Below are 23,109 nucleotides of genomic sequence, written 5' to 3'. Positions count from 1 at the left end.
CAAATGTGGAAAAAAATAATCTTAAGTATTATATTGATCACTTGTGTTGGCCTGTTAGTAACAGCTTTTGTTAAAGAATCGATGAAAACATCTTTAATAGAGACTGTGAAAATTAGTGAACAATATGAGGATTATATTATTCATATACGTATTGAACCAACAAATGATGGATTTAAAGTGCTTCGTTCATTAGAATATACGGGAGACGAAAGAGTGGAAATAAAACATAGAACACCACTTACTGCGGTAACAATAAACAGGAATAATCCCGTCTTTACTGGCAGTCACCGGACGATGGTGTTAAACCCGGGATACAATTATCCTCAAGAAGCTATACGCTTTTCTAATCTGGAAAAAGGTTCACATACAGTTTATGTACACACACAGTTTTTTATTGAAAATGAACGGATTGATATTAAGTCAGAGGGAGAGCTCTATTTTGAGTAGAGCTCTCCTTTAATCTTCAAATATTTCTTTCTCATCCTTTCTGAAAATTATTTGCTTCATGGTTTCGTCTTCTGGTAACACAATGTCAAAGGTAAACTGGTTTTCATTATCCCAAACCGGATTGGACAAACGTATATCTCCATAGTCATTCAGTGATGGTTTGAAATCCTCTTGATTCCAATCAACCAGATTAAATAAAATCACATAATCGGAGCGACTTCTTTCCAATAAAATCAGCAATTCTTCCTCAGTTGGAGACAGCGCCATATCTTTGAACTGAACAAAATCATCAAGCAGAATGGTTTTATTAGGTTTTGTGTGATCAATTAACATATAAGAACAATTAAGCATATTACAGTTAAAAGAAAGCAGGTATAGATCTTCTATTGGCAGTTTTTCTAACGACATCGTATTGATACCAACTTGTCTATTTTTAAATGTATTTAAAAAGGTATTTAAGATTGGTATATTTTCTGTATCGATTGTGACTAACTGGTTATCTATAAAAAAATCAATGGTTGTGTCTACAGGTAATGGTTCTTCTTCCTGATTTATCTCCATCGTGCTCTCTGTCAACTGATTATTCTCTATATATTCAGAATCGTCTGTTGGAATTACCTGATTCTCTGTATTATTACCGGCACATCCAGTGAATATAGTGAATATGAGGAAGAGTAAAATTATTCTCATTTTTTTCATTATTCTTTCGCCCCCTATCACACTTTTAAATTATTGGTAGAATATAAGCCTTTTCTATAGTCCACTATTATCATGCGGTGATTAAATATTCCTGCATAGTAATTATTTCTTAAAAAAGAAGTAATTACAACAGCAATTTACAATGGATTGAATTAATTTTATTTACAAAACCCGTAATGTCTCAACAACTTATAATAAGCAGTAACCAATTCAAGGTTGTTTTCACACGATTTTAACGTATAATAGAGAAAGAAAAGAATTGGATGAGGAGTGAATGGAAGATGTTTGGTATCATTTCAATGGTATTACTTGTAACGCTGATAGGATTTAGTATATTCGATCGTGTATAGTAACTACTCAAATATCGTATTTTTCAATGCATTCTGTTAATTAATTCTGGGAAAAATTAGTTTTAGCCCAAAATAAAAGCCGAACGATGATCGAATTTTATTTCATTCGAAGTAGTTCGGTTTTCTTTTTATGAACTAAGCTCAGAATATCTACTTTTCAAATCCGGATACTTTCTTTAATGCTAAAATTAGTCTAGTATGATAATCTTCAGACTTTTCCAGAACAATTCCATGCTGAATTGACCCTCCAGTATCTAGACTCCAAACTATTTTACCATTTACTTGAAAACTTTCCTCTAATAAATTATATTTAATATATATAGGAGTATTCTTAGAAATGCGATTATTCGTTTGTATTTTCATACCCTTTGGACTAACATTAATTATTTGCATTTTGAATTCACGAGAATTATCCAGGGATGCTGTGCCAATTATTGGCTGTTTAAATTTATAACGAAATGCTTCTTCTCTCTTAATATGCACTTTATTTCACCCTTTTTATACAATAATACAATAATACGATGAAATATCATAGGAATAGTTCTCTTTGTCGAATAACATCAACAAATTAGGGAATATGGTAAGTTTTTGTCTGCTTTTCTGCATCTATTTACAAACCTTGAATTTTCTGGGATAATCTAAAACACTCATTGCGTTGCAAAATATATAAAAATGATTAAACCATGAATTTATTGGGTAGATAATATATGAGAATAACAGGAGTTGTTTAAAATTAAGGGGGTAACACGGTATGATGGCAAGATATCCAATAGAACTAATTAATAAAATTGAGAAGCTGCGTCAAGAGATGACCGATGTTGCTCTTTCAAAAGGTATTACAAGCAAAGAATCACTTTATATCAGCCAAGAATTAGATCGGTTGTTAAATGACTATGAATACTATAGGAAAAATACAAAAGCTGAGCAAGATGAATTGTGCTAATTCAAATTATGCTCAGCTTTTTTAGTTATCCAAAAAGGGTACAATTATACTGATATCTCTTATTGACCGTTTTCTTTGAAATATTTTTCTAATCTGTCGATACCTTGTTCTAACTTCGCTAAATCATAGGCATATGATAATCGTAAGTATCCTTCACCAAATTGGGAAAATGCACTGCCAGGGACTAATGCTACTTTTGCTTTTTGTACAATATCAATTGCAATATCAAAGGAAGAACGATCCATGTGAGAGACATCAATGAAGTAATAAAATCCTCCATCCGGTACATATGTATGTAAATCCATATCTTTAAATCGTTTGATAATATAATCTCTTCTTTCTTTATACGCCTGCTTCATTTCTTCCGGATCACTTTCACCATTCTTTATTGCTTCTAATGCTGCATACTGGCTAATAGAGCTGGCACATGATACATTATATTGATGTACTTTCAGAAGATGCTTCGCTAACCAGGATGGAGCTAGAATATAACCGATTCTAAAACCAGTCATGGAGTGGGACTTGGATAAACCATTAATGATAATTAGCTGATCACGTATATTAGTAAAACGGCCGATAGAGAAATGTTCCTGATCATAAACTAATTCACTGTAGATTTCATCTGCTATTAGAAATATTTCATTATTTTCGATTAAGTTTGTAATTTCACTTAATTCTTCTTTGTTTAAAGTTACACCAGTTGGGTTAGAAGGATATGGGATCAAAATGGCTTTTGTCTTTGTTGTTATGTAAGGCTTAATTAAATCAGCAGTAATTTTAAACCCGCTTCTTCTAGTATCGATATAGATTGGCTTTGCACCAGCCAGTTTAATTAACGGTTCATAACCTGGATATACGGGTCCTGGCAGAATCACTTCATCCCCGTCTTTTAAAATTGTCCGTAGAGAAATATCAATTGCTTGAGATGCACCCACTGTTACGATTATTTCATCATCAGGTTGGTAATAAAGCTGATATTTCTTTCTAACAAAATCTCCAATAGCCTCTCTTAATGACAAAAGACCTGCATTGTGTGTATAAGTCGTAAAGTTTCCATCAATAGCGTTTTTGGCACTTTCTTTGACATGGTCAGGTGTATAAAAATCAGGTTGTCCTATTGTTAAAGATAAAACATCTTCTTGTCCCTGAACTAAATTAAAAAACTTTCTGATTCCCGATATTTCGATTGCTCTTACTTCATCATTTAATAGATGTTCCATAATATTTTCCCTCCAAAACGATACAAACAATTATAAAAGCCAGTATTTGTGGCAATAATTTTTATATAGTACTTGCCATATTCTATCATAAAAATAACCGCTAGAGAAAGAAGGAATAGCTTTGTGGAATGAAACATGGAGTGAGATTGTAAGAGTAATGGATTTGTTAATGATAACAATGCAGCAAGAAATGATTATGATCATTTTTACTGTTGGTTTACTACTAATCGGGTATTATTTATTATACCCGTTTATTCGTCTTGTAATTGCGTTAGAGTGGGGTAGTTTTTTAACATTTTTGTTTGTCAGTATTTTAGGAATTTGGTTAATGAATCATTTAGTGCCTGACACTCATAATAAATATTATCTAAATACTATTATTATTTTCTCCCTTTGTGTATGTATAAAGCGATTAGTTACTATTTTCAAAATGAGGGCTAAAAACTGAAAGGATTTAGCCTTCATTTTTTCCTTCTGTGAAAAAAAGGAGAAATGGACGTGGAACTTAAGTAAGAAGAGGTGGAGGGAGAGAAATGATTCTTATTATTTTGTTTTCCTGCTTGTTTCGACCAATTTAAATACTCACTCAATATATTTTTTGCTTTACTAAGAGACAAATCAGGTCTAGGATTACGATAATTACTATCAAGCTTCCCTAAATGTTCTAACTCTTTCATATCTTCTTTAGTTGGTGGCATATGAAAGTAGTAATCACCTACTTTTACTAACATTACAGAATGTTGCCTGCTTTGTTTAGGGTTGTTCGAGAAATGCAGTCCGACCTTCTTTGCTTTTTTCTCGTTCAGTAATTTTTCCATTGCAGCTTTTTTAAGCTTGTATAGATAGGATGGGTCTAGAGCAGTTTTGGCATGTCTGTTGACAATAAATAATGCTTGTCCGATTAATTGTATTTTCTCTGTCATCATTATCACCTCAAAATCATTGCATAAAGTAAAAAAAGCAGAAGCATAAGTTGAACTTAGCTTCTACATTTACTTTAGTTCATTGCTTTAATATCTTCAACTATTTGTTCCATATTCGCTGCTTTCGAACCATTATATTTGTTTACAGCATACCCATCAGGTGTAACTAAATAGAAGCTTGTCTGGTGAACAACTTGATCACTGTTATCAGGGTTTTCCACAAATGCTTTAAATGATTCTGATGCAAATTGTTTAATATCTTCATCACTATAACCAGTTAACAGATTCCAGTTTTCAAAAGTTGCTCCTCTGTCTTCAGCGTATTGCTTCAACATTTCAGGTGTATCATTGACAGGGTCTACTGAGAAGGAAACAAGTTCAGCATCTATATCAGCCTCATTTAATTGTTGTTGTAAACGAGCCATATTGGAAGTCATTGCAGGGCAAACCGTAGTACAATTAGTAAAGACCATGTTTGCCACCCAAAACTTCCCGTCTAACTTTTCTTTTGAGAATTCTTCACCGTTTTGGTTTGTGTAAGTAAAGTTTTGCACTTTAAATTCAAAGTCTCCCTTGTACTTTGAGTGAGAACTTTCATTGGAATTACTGCTGTCTGAGGCGTTATTTCCTTCAGCCCCCGTTCCACATGCTGTTAGCAAGAATAGGATTAGTATTGATAAAAAGAATTTTGCTTTCACTCAAATCTCAACCTTTCTTCAATTCATAAATTGTAATTTCCGGTTTGCAAAAAAAACGGTATGGTAATCGAGTTGTGCCAATTCCTCTGCTTACATAAAGCTGAAGTGGTTTACTCCCTATTTGGTAATTTCCCTCAACATACTTCTCAGCTAAGTAAGGTGTATATATATAGCCTAAAAAAGGAACTTGGACTTGTCCTCCATGACTATGTCCGGAGATTTGTACATCTACATCGAAATCTATTACTGTATCAGCAAAATCAGGCTCATGTACTAATAATATAGTGTAATTAATATTTTCAGAAGTTTGAAGTGCTGTGGCAATATCTGGTTGGCCAAGCATAATGTCATCAAGTCCTGCTAGCATGATCTTATCACCATTCTTTTCTAAAAGTCTATGGCTATTTTTCAACAATTTAAAATCAGCTTTGTCAAATACTTGTTTAACAATATCTGTTCCGTATCCTCCATGATCGTGGTTACCATAAATCCAATACTTTCCATCAGGTGCGTTCATGTCTGCTAGTGCTGTTATAATCTCATTATTCCAATTAAATTCCTGAGGATGATCAACTAAATCACCCGTAAATGTAATTACATCAGGATTCAATGCATTTATTTCCATTACTAATTCCCGTAACTGGTCGATGGTATAATGGAAGCCAAGATGGGTATCAGAAAATTGTAAAATTTTATAAGATTCAAAACTTTCAGGGATTTTGGGTGACTGAATGGTAACGTGATGGATATCAAGCATTTTTGGCTCAACTTCTTTGGCATAATAATAAGTTCCGCCACCAATACCCAATACAGAGACGATACCTCCAAGCATTCGCTTTAAAAATGTACGACGATTCATAATCTAATATACCTTTCCACATAAATATTGAGTTCTATTATAGCATGAGTTATGAAAATCGGCTTCCTAGAGAAACGAAATACACAAAATGTTTGAAATTATGTTAAAATAGGAAGGATGAGAGGTTTACTCCTTCAACAAAATAAAAAGGAGTGTCAACATGTCCAGCCTATTAAAACAGAGATTAGAAGGTTTAAAAGTAAGCGATATAATGATACAAGCAGACAAAGTAGCACATGTTCAAATTGGCAATCCATTAGAGCATGCATTACTGGTGTTAGTGGAATCAGGCTATTCATCTGTACCTGTATTAGATTTAGATTTTAAATATAAAGGAACGATTGCCAAAACACCAATCTTAAAGAGTGTTATGGGGATAGAACGATTTGAAATGGAAAGGTTGTCCGAGTTAAAAGTTGAAGCTGTGATGCACAAGGATCAACCAACAATACAACCAGAAACCGATTTTTTAACTGCTATTAAAGTGGTTATTGATCATGCGTTTGCATGTGTTGTCGATGAAGAGAATTTCTTTGTTGGTATATTGACTAGAAGGGCCATCCTGAAAGAAGTGAATAAATCATTATATATTGATCAATCATAAATACTTGTACTATAACATTTTTTTTAGTACATTAGAATAAATATAATTTATTTGGAGGAAAAGTGTAATGAAAATGATGGATGCAAACGAAATTATTTCGTTTATTTCAAACAGTAAGAAATCTACACCAGTGAAAGTTTATGTGAAAGGGAACAACCTTTCAAAAGTAGAAGCAACTGGTTCTGTACAAACTTTCTTAAATGATACAACAGGCGTTATTTTTGGTGAATGGAAAGAAGTTAATGAACTATTAAATACATACAAAGAACAAATCGAAGACTATGTGATTGAGAATGATCGCAGAAATTCAGCCATTCCATTATTAGATATGAAAAACATCAATGCGCGAATTGAGCCAGGTGCTATCATTCGTGAGCAAGTAGAAATCGGTGACGGTGCTGTTATTATGTTTGGTGCAATGATTAACATCGGTTCGGTAATTGGTGAAGGAACCATGATAGATATGAATGCCTCTCTAGGTGGAAGAGCGACAGTTGGTAAAAACTGCCACGTTGGTGCTGGTGCGGTATTAGCAGGTGTTATTGAACCACCATCCGCACAACCAGTTGTTATAGAGGATGGCGTAGTTATTGGTGCGAATGCCGTTGTCTTAGAAGGAGTACGAGTTGGAGAGGGAGCTGTTGTTGCGGCAGGTGCGATTGTAACAAAAGATGTACCACCTAACACTGTAGTTGCAGGTATGCCGGCAAAAGTAATTAAAGAAATTGATGACCAAACGAAATCCAAAACAGAAATTATTGAAGCTTTAAGAAGACTGGATGATTAATAAAGTTGTAAATTAGCAAGGCAGGATGTTCAATTCCTGTCTTGTTTTTCATATAAAATGGCATCGTACTCGAAAGGGAGTTCTACAATGAATAAAGAACAATTAATTAAAATTAGAAGAGATTTGCACAAAATACCAGAAACAGGGTTTAAAGAACACAAGACACAAGAATACTTAATTAAGACAATCGAGCAATTAAATCACACTAATGTCCATGTGACAAAATGGAAAACGGGTTTGTTTGTTTTTGTGGAGGGGGTAAATCCGAAGCGAACGATCGGATATCGTACTGACATAGATGGGTTGCCAATCGTGGAAGAAACAGGTTTACCTTTTGCATCTGTTCATAAGGAATACATGCATGCTTGCGGCCATGATTTCCATATGACAATTGCATTAGGAGCATTAAGCGATATCGCTTCTAAACCGATAGATGATAATGTTTTATTTATTTTCCAACCAGCGGAAGAAGGACCTGGAGGCGCTGAACCGATTCTCCGGTCAGAGACCTTTAAGCAATGGAATTTAGATATGATCTTCGCATTACATATTGCGCCAGAGTTACCGGTTGGGACTGTATCAAGTCGAGAAGGGATTTTATTTGCTAACACTAGTGAATTATTTATTGATTTCATAGGTAAAGGCGGGCATGCAGCCTATCCTCATTTAACGAAGGATATGATTGTTACTGCTAGCAGTTTTGTTACACAGTTACAGCAAATTATTTCAAGAAAAGTGGATCCATTAGACAGTGGTGTCATTACAATCGGAAAGATGACAGCAGGGACTGTACAAAACATCATTGCAGAAAAAGCAAGGTTGGAGGGGACAATTCGGACACTTCGACCTGAAACAATGTCTATTATTAAAGCAGAACTCGAAAGATATATTAAAGGTTTTCAATATACTTATGATTGTAATATTACTGTAGATTATGGTTCTATGTATTATCAGGTATACAATGATGGTCATTGTGTCGATAAGTTTAGAAAAATAATGGATTCAATCGGGGTTAACTATCTCGAAGCCAATGCGGCAATGACTGGTGAAGATTTTGGGTATTTCTTAAAAGATATTCCTGGCTTTATGTTTTGGTTAGGAGTTGATTCTGAGTATGGATTGCATAACAGTCATCTAAATCCCAATGAGGACGCTATTGCGGTCGGGGTAGAGGCAGTTACTAAAACAATCAGAAGAATGAATTGAAAAATTGGAGCAGTATCTTTACTTCGAATAAAAGTCTAACTTTCCGGGGTCTCCATAGACCCCGGTTTTTCATTTTAGCTTTCTTTCGTTATATTAACTTGATGCGGGTATGGAATGTCAATATTATGAGCATCAAATGCTTCTTTAATGCGTTTCCTAATATCTCTCTCGGCACCCCATTGTGCCATGTTTTCGGTTTTTCCAATAACGCGCAGTACAACTTCACTTGATCCAAATGATTGTACACCAAGCACATCCGGGCCTTCTACAAAGCGTTCGTCGTTCTCAAATTCGTTACAAATTTCTTTTAATACGCCGATCGCTTGGTCGATGTTGTCTTCGTAGCTAATACCAATATCAACAAGTGCACGCATATTGCCGCGAGAATGGTTGCTGACACCCGAAATTTCACGGTTAGGAACAAAGTGTAAGGTGCCATCAAAACCGCGGATTTGTGTTGTTCGTAAGCCAATTTCCTCAACTATCCCATCATACCCGGCAACTGTCACATAATCACCGACATCAATCTGCTTCTCTAACAAGATGAAAAACCCTGTGACAATATCACTAACCAAACCTTGCGCACCGAAAGCTACCGCTAGACCAATTACCCCAGCACTGGCTAAAAGCGGACCGATATTTATATCAATAATTCCAAAGAACATTACAATAAATACAAAAATTAATGTATAAGAAAGTATGTTGATCAATAATTTCTCCAATGTTATCGCACGTGCTTGGGAGACATTTTTGTTAGAAGTTGATTTATTTATCAGTCTACTAATGGCCCTCTTTGCAATTGGTGAAATAATAAGGAAAGCTATTATTAGAATAACTAGCTTCCCACCTACTTGCACAGTTTGTGTCAGTATATAATCCCAATCAAAACGAAACATACTTGTCCTCCTCTTTTATTGTTATTCATAATCATAATGGAAAAGATAATATACAAGCAAATAATCTACATAATTCTTGAAAATAAAGGCTTGATTTGATGTATATGCAGATGTTGAGTAGATTTGTTGACGTTTTGTTTTCTATCTTTTATAATTTTGTTGTAAATAAAAAGATTTTGTACGGAGGGATAATTTATTATGGCTGAACGTATGGTAGGAAAACAAGCACCACGTTTTGAAATGGAAGCAGTATTAGCGAACAAAGAATTTGGAAAAGTATCTTTGGAAGAAAATATGAAAAATGATAAATGGACAGTATTATTCTTTTATCCAATGGACTTTACATTTGTTTGTCCAACTGAAATCACAGCATTATCAGATCGTTACGATGAATTCGAAGATCTAGATGCTGAGGTAATCGGTGTATCAACAGATACGATACATACACACTTAGCATGGATTAAAACATCGAGAGATGATAATGGTTTAGGTGATTTAAACTATCCGTTAGCAGCAGATACAAACCACCAAGTAGCAAAAGAATACGGTGTTCTAATTGAAGAAGAGGGTGTCGCTCTTCGTGGTCTATTCATCATCAGCCCAGAAGGTGAATTGCAGTATCAAGTAGTTAACCACAACAACATCGGACGTGATGTAGATGAAACATTACGTGTTCTTCAAGCATTACAAACTGGCGGTTTATGTCCTGCTAACTGGAAACCAGGTCAAGAAACTCTATAATGTTTAGAGAAGGTCTAACATGCATGTTAGACCTTCATTCTGTATCTCATTTAAGTGATTTATCATAGTTTATAGGAGGATATATAAATGAAATTAAGAGCTCCAATGCCTGAGTTAGATGGTGCAACAGAATGGTTAAATGGAGAAGTTAAGAAAAGTGATTTAATTGGAGATAAACCAACACTTATTCATTTCTGGTCAGTAAGCTGCGGGCTTTGTAAGGAAGCAATGCCAAATGTAAATGAATTTCGTGATGAATATAAAGACGAACTAAATGTAGTTGCTGTTCATATGCCTCGATCTGAGAAAGATTTAGATCTTGATCAAATTAAGGAAGTAGCAGCAGAACATGATATTACACAACCAATTTTTGTTGATAATAAACACGCATTAACAGATGCCTTTGAAAACCAATATGTACCTGCATACTATGTGTTCGATGGTGAAGGGAACTTAAGACATTTCCAAGCTGGCGGCGGCGGAATGAAGATGTTGCGTAAACGTGTTAACAGAGTATTAGGAAAAACTGAAAAATAAATAATGTCCTTTTAAGGACATTATTTTTTTCTGTATCTGAAGGAATTTAATAATCTATATGCTAAAAAATGTCCACGATTATATAGTAAGCGCTTCCTTTGTGTGCTGGAAATAGAATTTACTGGTCGTAATAATAATATTCAGGGCTTACCATCCTGTGACCCAATAGATAGAGTTCTCACTTCTTGAATAATCATTTTTCATTTACCGACATATCTGTTTATTAGTATTTATATAATAATTTTAGAAATTAAGTCGAAAAGGTGGAATTTTATTTCGTAAACCGTTATATTTATATTTACGTAAATTAGGGGGTGCAAAGTTTGGAAACATTTCAAAAATTAAAGCAATTTTATTGGCCTTTTAAAAAGTACTTTTATTTGTCTGTTTTATCCGTTTTGTTTGTAACCGCAATCACTGTTGTTTATCCCATTATATTACAAATAACAATTGATGATGTAGTTACACCAGGGGAGTATCAATTAATCCCTTATTTAGCTTTAACGTTTATTGGTCTAATGGTTATAAAAGGGATAGCTAACTTTTCACAACAATATTTAGGGGATTTATTTGGGGTTAAGTCAGTATATGTTCTGCGTGATGAATTGTATAAAAAATTGCAAAGATTATCATTTACTTACTATGATAATGCGCGTACTGGTGATTTGATGTCCCGTTTAACAATGGATGTGGAAGGATTTCGATTCTTTCTGGCCGCTGGTTTTAAAGAATTAATTCGTGTAGTTTTACTTATTGTTATAAGCCTTAGTGTTATGTTTTATTACTCTGTACCACTTGCTATTGTAACAATGGCAGTAATGCCTTTTTTAGCTATTATAGTTTATCGGTTTGATCGGAAAGTACATCCAGCATTTCGTAGTATTCGCCAATCACTTGGTCGCCTGAATACAAGAATTCAAGAAAATGTAAGTGGGATGAATACGGTAAAATCATTATCAAAGGAAGACTTCGAAATTGATCGTTTTTCAACAAATAATATAAATTATCGTGAGGTTAATATTAAGACATCTAACATTTGGGCTAAGTATTTCCCTTTGATGGAATTTATCGGGAATGTGAGTATGGTAGCACTGCTCGTTTATGGTGGTTATTTGGTTATTAATGACCAGTTGGCAATAGGTGAGTTAGTTGCCTTTTTTAGTTTAGTTTCCTATATACTTGGACCATTAATGCATTTGGGATTTATCGTCAACCAATTTTCTCAGGCAAAGGCCTCAGGAGAAAGGCTGTTAGAAATATTAGAGGCAAAAGAAGATATTGTCGAAGATGATCAATCAATTGGAGTGGAACAATTTAAAGGGCATGTTACTTTCCGTGATGTGTCTCTCACTTACATTGCTGATGATGACGCTGCATTACGTAATATCTCATTTGATGCACCACCAGGTAAAGTGATGGGACTAATTGGCCCGACAGGTGCAGGGAAAACGAGTATTACTCAGCTTATTACAAGATTTTATGAACCCGATCAAGGGGAAGTATTAGTTGATGGTATACCAACAAATGCTTATGAATTAAAAGGATTAAGGAAACATATCGGGTTTGTATTGCAGGAATCATTTCTATTCTCTACTACAATTAAAGCGAATATTGCTTATGGAAATCCTGATGCATCGATGGAAGAAATTATTGCAGCAGCTAAAAGAGCCCAAGCACACGATTTTATTATGGAAATGCCGAAGGGATATGACACAATGTTAGGGGAGCGTGGCATGGGATTATCTGGTGGACAGAAACAGAGAATTGCAATTGCGAGAGCGATCTTAATTGATCCCAAAATATTAGTGCTGGATGACGCAACCTCGGCAGTTGATATGGAAACAGAATTTCTCATTCAAAAGGCATTAAAAGAAGTGATGAAAGATAGAACAACCTTTATTATCGCGCATCGTATCTCCTCATTGAAACATGCTGATGAGATCATAGTATTAAATGAAGGGTCAATTGTCGAAAGGGGAACCCATAATCAATTAATCCAGCAGAATGGTGCATATAGAAGAATTTACGATATTCAGTACAAAGACAAAGATGCAGTAATGCAATCAATTTAGAAAAGGGGAGGGAAATAATATGGCTAAATCCATTTCTGCTAAAGAAATGAAAAAGGACAGTTCACACCTTACAAGATTCTATTACCCGTTAGACCAAGCTGTAGAGAAACCTTTTAATTGGAAGCAAATGTTAAGGCTATTAGAATATTTGAAACCATATGTGAAAAGTCTATTACCTGCAGCGATATTTGCAATGTTAATTTCGACAATAGTTAGACTTGTTGTACCAATATTAATCGGTAATGTTGCAATAGATCAAGCCATCGGTCAAGGTGATGTAAATTTACTAACATATCTGATAATTGGAATATCGGTACTCTACTTATTAAGCTATGTCGCTAACATGTTTCGAATTAAATGGGTGAATATATTAGGTCAGAGAGTGATATATGACCTAAGAAGGAAATTATTTTCCCATGTTCAACGATTATCTCACAATTTCTTTGATAAAAGGTCTGCCGGTTCAATTCTTGTAAGGATTTTAAATGATGTAAACTCGCTGCAGGAATTATTTACTAACGGGATTATTAACTTGCTTATGGATGTAGTAATGTTATTCGGAATTATTATTATATTGTTTGCCTTAAGTCCACCATTAGCACTGGCAGTATTAGTTATCTTGCCTATTATGTTTTTTATTTCAACAAAGCTGCGTCGAAATATACGTCGCTCCTGGCAAGATGTGAGAATCCAGAAATCCAGATTAAATTCCCATTTAAATGAGAGTATGCAAGGGATTCGTATTACACAGTCGTTTTCCCAGGAGAAAGAAAACACAGAATTTTTTAATGGAGTAAATACAGATAACTATGAGATGGAACGTGTTGCAATGAAAAAGAGTGCCTATTTTGGTCCATTCGTGGAAATGAGCAATGCAATAGGTACGGTTATTTTAATCTCATTCGGTGCCCATCTAATCATTTCAGGAGATATCGGTATTGGAACGTTCGTTTCTTTCGCTTTTTATCTCGGCATGTTTTGGGAACCTATATCAAGATTGGGGCAAATTTATAATCAATTGTTGGTTGCAATGGCCTCATCAGAAAGAATCTTCGAGTTTTTAGATGAACAACCTAATGTAAAAGAAAAAAGGGATGCAAAAGAGTTTGAAAACATGAGAGGACATATAGAATTTGATAAAGTACAATTCTCTTATAATGAAGACCGAATTGCTTTACATGAGATCTCTCTAGAAATGAAACAGGGCCAAACCGTAGCATTAGTCGGTCATACAGGTTCAGGTAAGTCTACGATCGCCAACTTAATCAGTCGTTTTTATGATCCTACAAAAGGGGCAGTAAAAATTGACGGTTATGATTTACGTGATATGAAACTGTCTAGTTTGCGTAATAATATTTCAGTTGTTCTTCAGGATACATTTATTTTTTCGGGGACAATCATGGAGAATATTCGATTTGGCCGCCCGGAAGCAACAGACGAAGAAGTGAAAGAAGCGGCACGAATGGTTGGTGCAGACGACTTTATCAGAAGACTGTCTAAAGGGTATGAAACAGAAGTAGAGGAGCGAGGGAATATATTATCAGCAGGGGAGAGGCAGTTACTATCTTTCGCTCGAGCGCTGTTAGCAGACCCGAGAATACTTATCTTAGACGAAGCAACAGCAAGTATTGATACGGAAACAGAGGTAAAAATACAGAAAGCACTAAAGAAATTACTAGAAGGAAGAACAGCAATTATGATTGCCCATCGTTTATCAACAATTAGAGAAGCCGATAAAATTATCGTATTAGAACATGGCCGGATACTGGAACAAGGTAATCATGATGAGCTGATGAGTAAAAAAGGGGAATACTATGAGTTGGTTAAGTCCCAGTTTGATATGTTAGATGCATTATAAACTAAGTGAAATTAATAACTCAATCTCCAAACGGCTCCTTAATGTGTTAAACTAATATTATACTTATTTATACGATCTTTTTGGAGGAAGAATGATGAAACGTGAATTTGCAGTAATAGGTTTAGGGCGGTTTGGTGGAAGCATCTGCCGGGAATTGAGTGCAGAAGGGATGGATGTGCTAGCTATTGATATTCATGAAGACAAAGTAAATGAATTCAAAAGTATTGCAGCACATGCCGTAATTGCCGACACAACAGATGAAAATGTTCTGAAGGAACTTGGGATAAGGAATATTGATCATGTAATTGTTGCGATTGGTGATAATATTCAAGCAAGTATTTTAACAACATTAATGCTGAAAGAACTAGGAATAAATAAAATAACCGTAAAAGCGCAGAATGATTATCATGAAAAAGTGTTAAATAAGATTGGAGCAGACAATGTTGTTCACCCGGAAAGGGATATGGGGCGGAGAATTGCGCATAGTATTATTTCAACGAATATATTAGACCATCTTGAATTGTCTGATGACCATAGTATTGTGGAGGTAAAAGCTGGTAAGAAAATGCATGGGAAAACATTGCTTGAATTAGACATTAGAGCACAATTTGGCTGTAACGTTGTTGCAATTAAAGAAGCTAACGAGAAGGGGATTAATGTTTCTCCAATGGCAAATCAGCAATTGGTAAAAGATGACATTTTAATTGTTATTGGAGCAGATAAGGATATTTCCCGTTTTGAAAAGAATTTGGTATTGGAAGATTAGAAAAACCCTGACATAAGTCAGGGTTTTTCTTATACTTCCATAATAATTGGTAAAATCATTGGGCGACGTTTTGTTTTTTCGTACAAGTATGGTGCAATGGTATCCGTAATTTCATTTTTAATTTCGGACCATTGTGTTGTGCGTCGTTCCATCACTTTGTCTAAATGTTTTGCAACAATTTTTTGTGCATCATTAATTAAGTCTTCTGATTCACGCATATAAACAAAGCCTCTTGATATAATATCAGGTCCTGAAGCAATTTTGAATTCCTTCATATTTATACTAACTACTACAATTACTAATCCTTCTTCTGATAGTATACGACGATCTCTTAAAACGATATTACCAATATCTCCAATACCGCTGCCATCCACATAAACAGAACCTGAAGGGATTTTTCCGGCTATACCTGCTTGGTCTTTACTTAATGCAAGAACTTCTCCATTGTCCATAATAAAATTATTCTTAGGAGGAATACCGCAACTTTCAGCAAGCTTGGTATGTTCTTTTAACATTCTGTATTCTCCATGGATAGGCAAGAAGAATTTAGGTTGAATGAGACGTAACATTAATTTCTGTTCCTGTTGGCCGCCATGACCAGATGTATGAATATCGTTTAGTGGGCCATGGATTACATCTGCCCCGGCTCGATACAGTTGGTTTATAATCTTACTAACACTAAGTGTGTTTCCAGGGATTGGTGAAGAAGAAAACACAACAGTGTCACCAGGTATAATCTGTATCTGACGATGAGTACCGTTAGCAATCCGAGATAATGCTGCCATTGGTTCGCCTTGAGAACCTGTACAAAGAATTGTCACTTCATTTGCTGGCAATTGATTGATCTGACTTGCTTCTATAAAAGTATTTTTCGGTGCACGAATATAGCCTAAATCTTGTCCAATTTTAATGGAACCTTCCATACTTCTACCAAAAACGGCAATTTTACGGTTATGTTTGACAGCAGCTTCCACTACTTGTTGTAAACGATGGATGTTTGATGCAAAGGTTGCAAAAATCAGTCTTCCGTCAACTCTAGAGAAGATGTCGTTAATACTATCACCAACTACACGTTCAGACAGTGTGAAACCAGGGACTTCGCTATTCGTACTATCGGAAAGGAGACATAAAACGCCTTCTTTACCGATTTCCGCCATTCTGGTTAGATTTGCGGGTTCTCCAACAGGAGTAAAATCGAATTTAAAGTCTCCGGTATGCACTACATTACCTGGAGGTGTTTTTACTACAATACCATAGGAATCAGGGATGCTGTGGGTTGTTCTAAAGAAAGATACAGCATTCTTTCTAAATTTAAAAATATCGTCTTCTTGATATGTGTGCAGCTTAGCTTTTCGAAGTAAGCCATGTTCATCCAATTTATTCTTGATTAAGCCAATTGCTAATTTCCCAGCATATATAGGAACATTTATTTCTCTTAATAAGTATGGAATCCCACCAATATGATCTTCATGACCATGTGTAATGAAGAGTCCCTTAATTTTATCCTGATTTTGAACTAAATAAGTGTAATCAGGGATTACATAATCAATCCCTAATAGTTCATCTTCAGGAAACTTAATACCTGCATCAATAAGGATGATTTCATCTTGGAACTGAACAGCATAAGTGTTCTTCCCGATTTCTCCTAATCCGCCTAATGCAAATACCGCTGTTTGGTCATTTTTAACGAATTTCATAATTAGTCATTCTCCACTTGGAAAAATTCTGATTGCTGTTCATATGCTAAATGTGCTTCATCTAATAATTGGATAAACTCAATATTGATATTTTTTTCTTTTAATAATTGTCTAACTTCTCTTTCAGATTTTGCTCGAATATATAAGCTTTTCGAATGTTCACGCACTGGAATTTCCAGCGGGTTTTCCTGATATAAAACTTTGTATACCATGTTATCTCTCCTTTTAATTACATTACTGAATTTAATTTTCTTTTAATCCTATGGTATTTGTAGATATTTTGCTGTTTCATTTAGAACGTTGTATTGTAGTTGGTACACGTCTTCTAATAACATCTCGCCATCGTTTTTTTAATTTTTCCTTCAAACGTTTTAACATAGCTACTTCCAACTCCTTCCTAATCATTAGAAAAGAAAAGTAAGTACTCAATGAACCGATCCAATCCCTATTACTATATAGTATAGTATGATTTCACATTTTTTGAAACAAAAAAGCTAAAATCTCTAAAAAGATTTTTTGAAAACCCTGTAAATAGCGGTTTTATGTCTTTATCGATTGTATCTATATTTATTTTTCACCATCAAAAAATAGTTATTCGCTTGATTGTAATGATATAATAATATACAGGGACAAATCTAATGATGTATTAGAGATAGAAGGAGAATTATTGTGAAGAAAAAAGTCGTTTTTTTAGATATTGATGGAACAATTCTTAATAATGAAAAGAAAGTACCTCAAGCAACCAAAGAGGCTGTCGCCAAATTGAAAGATCAAGGAATTATTGTTGCCATTGCAACAGGGCGAGCGCCATTTATGTTTCAGGATATTCTGTCGGAATTAGCTATTGATTCATTTATTGGGTTTAATGGTCAATATGCTGTTCACCAAGGTAAAGTTATTCATCAAAATTATTATAATTCTGAACAAATGGAGCAATTATTGGAATATAGTTCTAATTCGAATCATCCATTGATTTTTCAATCTGTCAATGAAATGAAAGCAACTGTTACTAATAATAGACATATTGAAATGGGAATGAATAGTTTAAAAAGGGGACATCCTGAGGCAGATGCAGAGTTCTATAAAAAGGAACCTATCTTTCAAGCTTTACTGTTCAATGAAGCGCATGAGCAAACTGTATATGAAGAGACTTTTGACCAATTGAGGTTCGTAAGATGGCACGAGTATTCTTGTGATGTACTTCCGAAAATAGGATCTAAAGCGCATGGAATAGAGCAGTTTATCAAGAAGCTGGGGATAGATTGGGAAGATACTTATGCTTTCGGTGACGGTCTAAATGATTTAGAAATGATAGAAAAAGTCCGTTATGGGATAGCGATGGGGAATTCTGTTGCGGAGCTAAAGCGAAAAGCCTATTTTGTAACAGATGATGTGGAAGATGATGGATTAAGTAACGGATTAAAGAGGGTAGGCTTGATTTGATGAATACATATCTTCAAAGAATAACGCAAAGCAAAATAAAGCTTTGCGTTTAACTTCTTATGCATCACATGCGGTTGTATTTTCAGGAATAAGAAATGGATCTTCCTTGTTGATATGATCATAAAACATTACACCATTCAAGTGATCGATTTCGTGCTGAAAGACAATTGCTGCATAACCTTTTAGTTTTAATTTCACTTCATTATTCTCTACATCTGTTGCTTTAATTGTTATCTTATTATATCTAGGTACATACCCGGCGACTTCTCTGTCTACAGATAAACAGCCTTCTCCGCCTGTTAAGTATGTTTTCGCAACAGAATGGCTCACTATTTTTGGATTGAACAGAGCATAGCTGTACTCTTTTTCATCGAAGTCTTGAAAATGTACAGCGATCATTCTTTTTGGTATACCAATTTGAGGAGCTGCTAACCCAACACCCGCTCGCAGCTCGTATTTTTTTGCGATTTCCTCATCCTGACTATTTTTTAGAAAGGTAAGCATCTTATTAAGTGTTTCTTTCTCTTCATCTGTTGGTGGCATTTGCACTTCTTCTGCTACTTGACGGAGAACAGGATCTCCTTCTCTAACGATATCTTTCATTGTTATCATATTAAACACCTCTTTTGCCAAAATCCTATTTTTAATTCCTATAAAAAGTTATATTAAAGATATAAAGAAATATACTTTTTATGTAATAACCATAATAGCATAAAAGAATATAAAGCAAGCAAAGATTTAACTCATAAATATGTTATACTAAAAGTCATTAATTTTATTTTAACTAAAAGGAGTCAACGAATGATGAAAAAGTTTATACTTGCAATTCTTTTAATTTTTGTTTTAGTGGGTTGTAGTGGAGAATCAGCTGCGAATCAGATGTATGAACATTTAGAAAAAGCTGTCGAATTGGAACAACCATTTGCTGATCAGCAAGATCCGTTTCTGAAATTAGAAGAAGATGAACAAAAAATTTATAATGAACTGATTGAATTATCTGCAGACCAAATGGATCAGATTACAGAATTAAAAGACAAAGCTCTGGCTAATATTGAGGAACGGAAATCTTTATTGGCGACAGAAAAGGAAAGTATTAGCAGTGCCGAAGAAGAATTTCTAAAAGTGAAAGATGTTGTTGGAGATTTAGATGAAGAGGTTAAGCCAACTGCAGAACAGATGATTGAAGCGATGCAAAACAGATACACTAATTACTATGAGTTAAATGAAGCATATCTTAATTCATTGAGTGAAGATCAGAAATTGTACGAGTTATTTACAAAGGAAGATCTGACTGAAGACGAATTACTTGAACAAATTAATGTAGTTAATGAAACATATGAGAGTGTACTTGAATATAACGATCTATTTAATCAATACACCGACTCTTATAATGAATTAAAAGAGCAATTTTATGAAGAAGCGGGAATGAATGTGGAATTTGAAGAATAGCCATCAACAAATGAAGGCTATTCTTCTTTTTTATCTTTTATCAGTATTAGGTTATGAAATCTTAAATTTTCTCACATTATCTTGTAGCTCCTGTGCCATTTCCTCCAAAACTTTTGTAGCTGCAGAAACTTCTTGAATGGAGGCAGCTTGTTCCTCTGTTACACTTGCTACTTCTTGCGAATAGCTCGCGGCAGCTCCCGTAATGGCCGAAACACTTTCCATCGACGCTATTAGTGTCTCTTTGTTCTTATTTATTAACTCAATTGATGATATTGCATCTTCCATGCGTTTTTTTATATCATTAACTACCCCAGTTATATTGTGAAAAGCTTTGTTCGCTTCTGTTACCAGTTCGGTACCATGTTTAACTGCATTATTACCATTTGTCATGGAGTCGATAACAGTATTGGTCGTCTTTTGCATCGTTGAGATTAACATACTAATTTGACGAGCGGATCGACCAGACATTTCTGCTAATTTCCTTACTTCGTCTGCAACGACAGCAAAACCTCTACCATGCTCACCGGCGCGAGCTGCTTCTATAGCTGCATTTAATGCAAGTAAGTTTGTCTGTTCAGCTATACTTGTAATAATATCGATAATTTTATTAATTTCTTGAGAATTTTGATTTAAGCTTCTGATAACATTATTTGTATCTTCTGAATTTTGATTAATGATGGTCATTTGCTCATTTACTTTGGTGATCGTATCAATCCCTTGCTGAGACCGAATGGAGGCCTCGTTGGATGCTGTTGTTACAAGGTCAATCTGATTTGAGATGACTTCAATATCATTAGCCATCCGATGAACATTTTTGCTTGAGTCTTCTACATAGTCTAATTGCTTTATGGAACCTTTTGACACCTCTAATATGTTCCCGGAAATCTTATCAGTAGCAATAGATGTTTGATCAGCATTTGTACTTAACTGTGCACTAGAAGTAGCAACACTTTGGGAAGTTTCTAATACTTTTGCAATTAAATCTTTTAAGTCCTGCTTCATTTTAACGAAACTATTCTGTAATTGTCCTATTTCATCTTTGCGCTTTGTAATATGTAAGGGTTGTGTTAAGTCCCCGTTTGCAATTTCGTTAGCATGTCTAACAAGAATTTTTATGGAAGTTACTAGACGATTTGTCATAAAATAAGAGAAAGTACCTGTGCTAATCAGTAAGATCAAACCAGAGATGATTGTAAAAAAGATGATAAAAGTAATGATACCCGACTGTTTGGATTGGGCATCCTGGTAATTCTGATCAATCATGAGTTGTAATAGATGAATATCATTTTGAATGCCGTGTGTTCTGATTGACTGCCTTTTTGCTTCAGAGACATCTTTGCTGTCTAAAGCTTCCTGAACATTCTCATTTAATTCTAGCAGTTTCTCTTCAATTTTTTTAACTTGATCTTGGGCACCAGTTGTATGGGAAAAGTATTCTAAAAATCCTATGCTATTTTGTAAATTTGTTCTCACAGACTCTGCGTCAGCTTCTGTCCTGTTCAATGAGAAGCTATCCAGGTTTTGTTCTATGGAAACAATCGTACTTTTCAATTTTTCCACGTTAACTAGCTGATCAACATTGTCATTATTAGATGAGAGGATCTGAGTCATTTGAATGACCACTATTGCCATAATGCCACATGCTATGAACAATGGTAAAAGTGTTATTAGTCTAAGTTTTTGTTTAATATTCATATATTCACCTTCTTTCTACTCCCTGATAGCGATTGAACCGGAAATAATGTCATTGGTTAATTCTTCTATTCGGTCCTTTTCTGATTTAGTCATAGATATTACCCGAACAGGGGCTATTCCAACGCCATTATCATCCAAACCAAGTAATAAATCTTCATTTGGCAAATGTCCGTTTTCTACAAGATCTGACGCTAATCTATACATTGCTACATCAATATTTTTCATCATAGAGCTAACGACCGTTTCCTCACCCAGATAATATTGATCTGAATCTACACCAAATGAATAAGCCCCCATTTCTTGAGCCTTCTTAATTACACCTGTACCAGTAAATCCTGCTGCAGGATATAGATAATCTGCACCCTCAACAATTAACTCAAAAGCAATATCTTCTCCAAGTTTGTCATTTCCAAAGCTGCCAGCAAAACGTTCCAGAACCTCGGCATCCGGATTAGTTGCTGCAACTCCTTGCTTAAATCCACTTAGAAACTTCCGTATTAAAGGTGTGTCTTCACCCCCTATAAATCCGACTGTGTCAGTATTTGTCTTTAGCCCGGCTATTGCACCAATTAGAAAGCTTCCTTCCTGTTCTTTGAAATTAACATTCATAACATTAGGCAAATCAATGTCACCATCAACAATTACAAATTGCTGCTCTGGATATTCTTGAGCCACTTTTTCCAGCTCTTCTACCATCATATAACCCAGTCCTATCACGAGGTCGTTTCCTTGCATGATAAGTTCTTTTAACCCTGTCTCATAGTCGCCAACCTCAGCCAGTTCTCTATAGTCAAACAAAATTCCTAATTGATCTCTAGCTTGTTCAAGACCATAAAATGCTGAATCGCTGAACGATTGATCTCCAAGTCCAACATCTGATAACATAATTCCTATTTTTGTTTTGTTTTCAAAAGTGGATGTCTGCTGAGAACATCCAATAATACCTATTAACAATAAAAATAATAGGCAAATAGGCTGTATTTTCATCAAAAGTCCCCCTAACACTATTTTTTATGACTTTAAACCCATTACAACATTACTTAAAGTATCATATTTATTTAGAGTCCGTTATAGTATTTACATTAAATTTACATAAAAATTAAATTTGAGATTTTGAAAAATATCTCCATTTATAATATAAAATTTGCAGGCATGGGATTTAATTTTGGAAAGCGAAAGTATGCGGAAATAGAAATGGGGAGAAAAATGCTGGTTAATA

The 23,109-nt window shown here is 34.7% G+C and carries 25 protein-coding genes; 13 read left to right on the top strand and 12 right to left on the bottom strand.

Annotated elements, in window-relative coordinates; translation table 11 throughout:
• The first annotated feature begins 3 nt into the window (after window positions 1–3).
• Complete coding sequence (locus ACFOY7_RS16860; RefSeq protein ID WP_390253677.1) at window positions 4–447, top strand: hypothetical protein; 444 nt, start codon at window positions 4–6, stop codon at window positions 445–447.
• Window positions 448–456: 9 nt separating this feature from the next.
• Here the strand turns inward: ACFOY7_RS16860 and ACFOY7_RS16855 are convergent, their stop codons facing one another.
• The gene (locus tag ACFOY7_RS16855) at window positions 457–1,146 is read right to left on the bottom strand and encodes a hypothetical protein (RefSeq protein ID WP_390253675.1); all 690 of its coding nucleotides are present in this window, start codon (window positions 1,144–1,146) and stop codon (window positions 457–459) included.
• A 500-nt stretch (window positions 1,147–1,646) separates the two neighbouring features.
• A complete protein-coding gene (locus tag ACFOY7_RS16850; protein ID WP_390253673.1) occupies window positions 1,647–1,979 on the bottom strand; it encodes a PilZ domain-containing protein in 333 nt (110 codons plus the stop codon).
• A 268-nt stretch (window positions 1,980–2,247) separates the two neighbouring features.
• Between ACFOY7_RS16850 and ACFOY7_RS16845 the strand changes: the two genes are divergently transcribed.
• Window positions 2,248–2,439, top strand: coding sequence for a Spo0E family sporulation regulatory protein-aspartic acid phosphatase (locus tag ACFOY7_RS16845; RefSeq protein ID WP_390253671.1), 192 nt, complete (start codon window positions 2,248–2,250; stop codon window positions 2,437–2,439).
• A gap of 59 nt (window positions 2,440–2,498) precedes the next feature.
• Here ACFOY7_RS16845 and ACFOY7_RS16840 read toward each other — a convergent pair whose 3' ends face one another.
• The gene (locus tag ACFOY7_RS16840) at window positions 2,499–3,659 is read right to left on the bottom strand and encodes an aminotransferase A (protein ID WP_390253669.1); all 1,161 of its coding nucleotides are present in this window, start codon (window positions 3,657–3,659) and stop codon (window positions 2,499–2,501) included.
• A gap of 121 nt (window positions 3,660–3,780) precedes the next feature.
• On the opposite strand from ACFOY7_RS16840, the gene ACFOY7_RS16835 reads away from it, so the two are divergent.
• Window positions 3,781–4,107: a hypothetical protein gene (locus ACFOY7_RS16835; RefSeq protein ID WP_390253667.1), complete on the top strand. Its 327-nt coding sequence runs from the start codon at window positions 3,781–3,783 to the stop codon at window positions 4,105–4,107.
• A 13-nt stretch (window positions 4,108–4,120) separates the two neighbouring features.
• On the opposite strand, the gene ACFOY7_RS16830 is transcribed toward ACFOY7_RS16835, so the two are convergent.
• The 3 genes from ACFOY7_RS16830 to ACFOY7_RS16820 form a co-directional block, all read right to left on the bottom strand.
• Window positions 4,121–4,582, bottom strand: coding sequence for a YkyB family protein (locus ACFOY7_RS16830; RefSeq protein WP_390253665.1), 462 nt, complete (start codon window positions 4,580–4,582; stop codon window positions 4,121–4,123).
• A gap of 74 nt (window positions 4,583–4,656) precedes the next feature.
• Window positions 4,657–5,280 carry an SCO family protein gene (locus ACFOY7_RS16825; RefSeq protein ID WP_390253663.1) on the bottom strand — a complete coding sequence of 208 codons (624 nt, stop codon included), beginning with the start codon at window positions 5,278–5,280 and terminating at the stop codon, window positions 4,657–4,659.
• A gap of 7 nt (window positions 5,281–5,287) precedes the next feature.
• On the bottom strand, window positions 5,288–6,139 hold the full coding sequence (locus ACFOY7_RS16820; protein ID WP_390253661.1) for a metallophosphoesterase: 852 nt from the start codon (window positions 6,137–6,139) through the stop codon (window positions 5,288–5,290).
• A gap of 160 nt (window positions 6,140–6,299) precedes the next feature.
• Here ACFOY7_RS16820 and cbpB point away from each other — a divergent pair, with 160 nt between their 5' ends.
• The 3 genes from cbpB to ACFOY7_RS16805 all read left to right on the top strand — a co-directional run bounded on the left by cbpB (window position 6,300) and on the right by ACFOY7_RS16805 (window position 8,736).
• A complete protein-coding gene (gene cbpB / locus ACFOY7_RS16815) occupies window positions 6,300–6,743 on the top strand; it encodes a cyclic-di-AMP-binding protein CbpB (protein ID WP_390253659.1) in 444 nt (147 codons plus the stop codon).
• Between the two features lie 67 nt (window positions 6,744–6,810).
• Window positions 6,811–7,530 carry a 2,3,4,5-tetrahydropyridine-2,6-dicarboxylate N-acetyltransferase gene (gene dapD / locus ACFOY7_RS16810; protein WP_390253657.1) on the top strand — a complete coding sequence of 240 codons (720 nt, stop codon included), beginning with the start codon at window positions 6,811–6,813 and terminating at the stop codon, window positions 7,528–7,530.
• A gap of 87 nt (window positions 7,531–7,617) precedes the next feature.
• Window positions 7,618–8,736, top strand: a complete 1,119-nt coding sequence (locus tag ACFOY7_RS16805; protein WP_390253655.1) for an N-acetyldiaminopimelate deacetylase — start codon at window positions 7,618–7,620, stop codon at window positions 8,734–8,736.
• A gap of 74 nt (window positions 8,737–8,810) precedes the next feature.
• Here ACFOY7_RS16805 and ACFOY7_RS16800 read toward each other — a convergent pair whose 3' ends face one another.
• Entirely contained in the window at window positions 8,811–9,632 is an 822-nt protein-coding gene (locus ACFOY7_RS16800; RefSeq protein WP_390253652.1) for a mechanosensitive ion channel family protein, read from the bottom strand.
• Window positions 9,633–9,830: 198 nt separating this feature from the next.
• On the opposite strand from ACFOY7_RS16800, the gene ACFOY7_RS16795 reads away from it, so the two are divergent.
• The 5 genes from ACFOY7_RS16795 to ACFOY7_RS16775 all read left to right on the top strand — a co-directional run bounded on the left by ACFOY7_RS16795 (window position 9,831) and on the right by ACFOY7_RS16775 (window position 15,606).
• On the top strand, window positions 9,831–10,373 hold the full coding sequence (locus ACFOY7_RS16795; protein ID WP_390253650.1) for a peroxiredoxin: 543 nt from the start codon (window positions 9,831–9,833) through the stop codon (window positions 10,371–10,373).
• 87 nt (window positions 10,374–10,460) lie between these two features.
• Complete coding sequence (locus ACFOY7_RS16790; RefSeq protein WP_390253648.1) at window positions 10,461–10,910, top strand: TlpA family protein disulfide reductase; 450 nt, start codon at window positions 10,461–10,463, stop codon at window positions 10,908–10,910.
• 323 nt (window positions 10,911–11,233) lie between these two features.
• The gene (locus ACFOY7_RS16785; protein ID WP_390253646.1) at window positions 11,234–12,982 is read left to right on the top strand and encodes an ABC transporter ATP-binding protein; all 1,749 of its coding nucleotides are present in this window, start codon (window positions 11,234–11,236) and stop codon (window positions 12,980–12,982) included.
• A 19-nt stretch (window positions 12,983–13,001) separates the two neighbouring features.
• A complete protein-coding gene (locus tag ACFOY7_RS16780) occupies window positions 13,002–14,840 on the top strand; it encodes an ABC transporter ATP-binding protein (protein WP_390253644.1) in 1,839 nt (612 codons plus the stop codon).
• A gap of 94 nt (window positions 14,841–14,934) precedes the next feature.
• On the top strand, window positions 14,935–15,606 hold the full coding sequence (locus tag ACFOY7_RS16775) for a potassium channel family protein (RefSeq protein ID WP_390253642.1): 672 nt from the start codon (window positions 14,935–14,937) through the stop codon (window positions 15,604–15,606).
• Between the two features lie 29 nt (window positions 15,607–15,635).
• Here ACFOY7_RS16775 and rnjA read toward each other — a convergent pair whose 3' ends face one another.
• Window positions 15,636–17,303 (bottom strand): ribonuclease J1, encoded by a 1,668-nt coding sequence (rnjA, locus tag ACFOY7_RS16770; RefSeq protein WP_390253640.1) that lies wholly within the window; start codon window positions 17,301–17,303, stop codon window positions 15,636–15,638.
• Between the two features lie 2 nt (window positions 17,304–17,305).
• The gene (locus ACFOY7_RS16765) at window positions 17,306–17,515 is read right to left on the bottom strand and encodes a DNA-dependent RNA polymerase subunit epsilon (RefSeq protein WP_390253638.1); all 210 of its coding nucleotides are present in this window, start codon (window positions 17,513–17,515) and stop codon (window positions 17,306–17,308) included.
• 457 nt (window positions 17,516–17,972) lie between these two features.
• Here ACFOY7_RS16765 and ACFOY7_RS16760 point away from each other — a divergent pair, with 457 nt between their 5' ends.
• Entirely contained in the window at window positions 17,973–18,746 is a 774-nt protein-coding gene (locus ACFOY7_RS16760) for a Cof-type HAD-IIB family hydrolase (RefSeq protein ID WP_390253636.1), read from the top strand.
• 57 nt (window positions 18,747–18,803) lie between these two features.
• On the opposite strand, the gene def is transcribed toward ACFOY7_RS16760, so the two are convergent.
• A complete protein-coding gene (gene def, locus ACFOY7_RS16755; protein ID WP_390253634.1) occupies window positions 18,804–19,358 on the bottom strand; it encodes a peptide deformylase in 555 nt (184 codons plus the stop codon).
• A gap of 192 nt (window positions 19,359–19,550) precedes the next feature.
• Here def and ACFOY7_RS16750 point away from each other — a divergent pair, with 192 nt between their 5' ends.
• Window positions 19,551–20,195: a YkyA family protein gene (locus ACFOY7_RS16750; RefSeq protein WP_390253632.1), complete on the top strand. Its 645-nt coding sequence runs from the start codon at window positions 19,551–19,553 to the stop codon at window positions 20,193–20,195.
• Window positions 20,196–20,246: 51 nt separating this feature from the next.
• On the opposite strand, the gene ACFOY7_RS16745 is transcribed toward ACFOY7_RS16750, so the two are convergent.
• Both ACFOY7_RS16745 and ACFOY7_RS16740 read right to left on the bottom strand, forming a co-directional pair.
• Window positions 20,247–21,890 (bottom strand): methyl-accepting chemotaxis protein, encoded by a 1,644-nt coding sequence (locus ACFOY7_RS16745; RefSeq protein ID WP_390253630.1) that lies wholly within the window; start codon window positions 21,888–21,890, stop codon window positions 20,247–20,249.
• Between the two features lie 15 nt (window positions 21,891–21,905).
• Window positions 21,906–22,877: a BMP family lipoprotein gene (locus ACFOY7_RS16740; protein WP_390253628.1), complete on the bottom strand. Its 972-nt coding sequence runs from the start codon at window positions 22,875–22,877 to the stop codon at window positions 21,906–21,908.
• Window positions 22,878–23,109: the final 232 nt, after the last annotated feature.

This window comes from Gracilibacillus xinjiangensis, from assembly GCF_042651765.1.
In the GTDB taxonomy this organism is placed as follows: domain Bacteria; phylum Bacillota; class Bacilli; order Bacillales; family Amphibacillaceae; genus Gracilibacillus; species Gracilibacillus xinjiangensis.
This window is presented reverse-complemented; position numbering and strand designations above follow the sequence as displayed.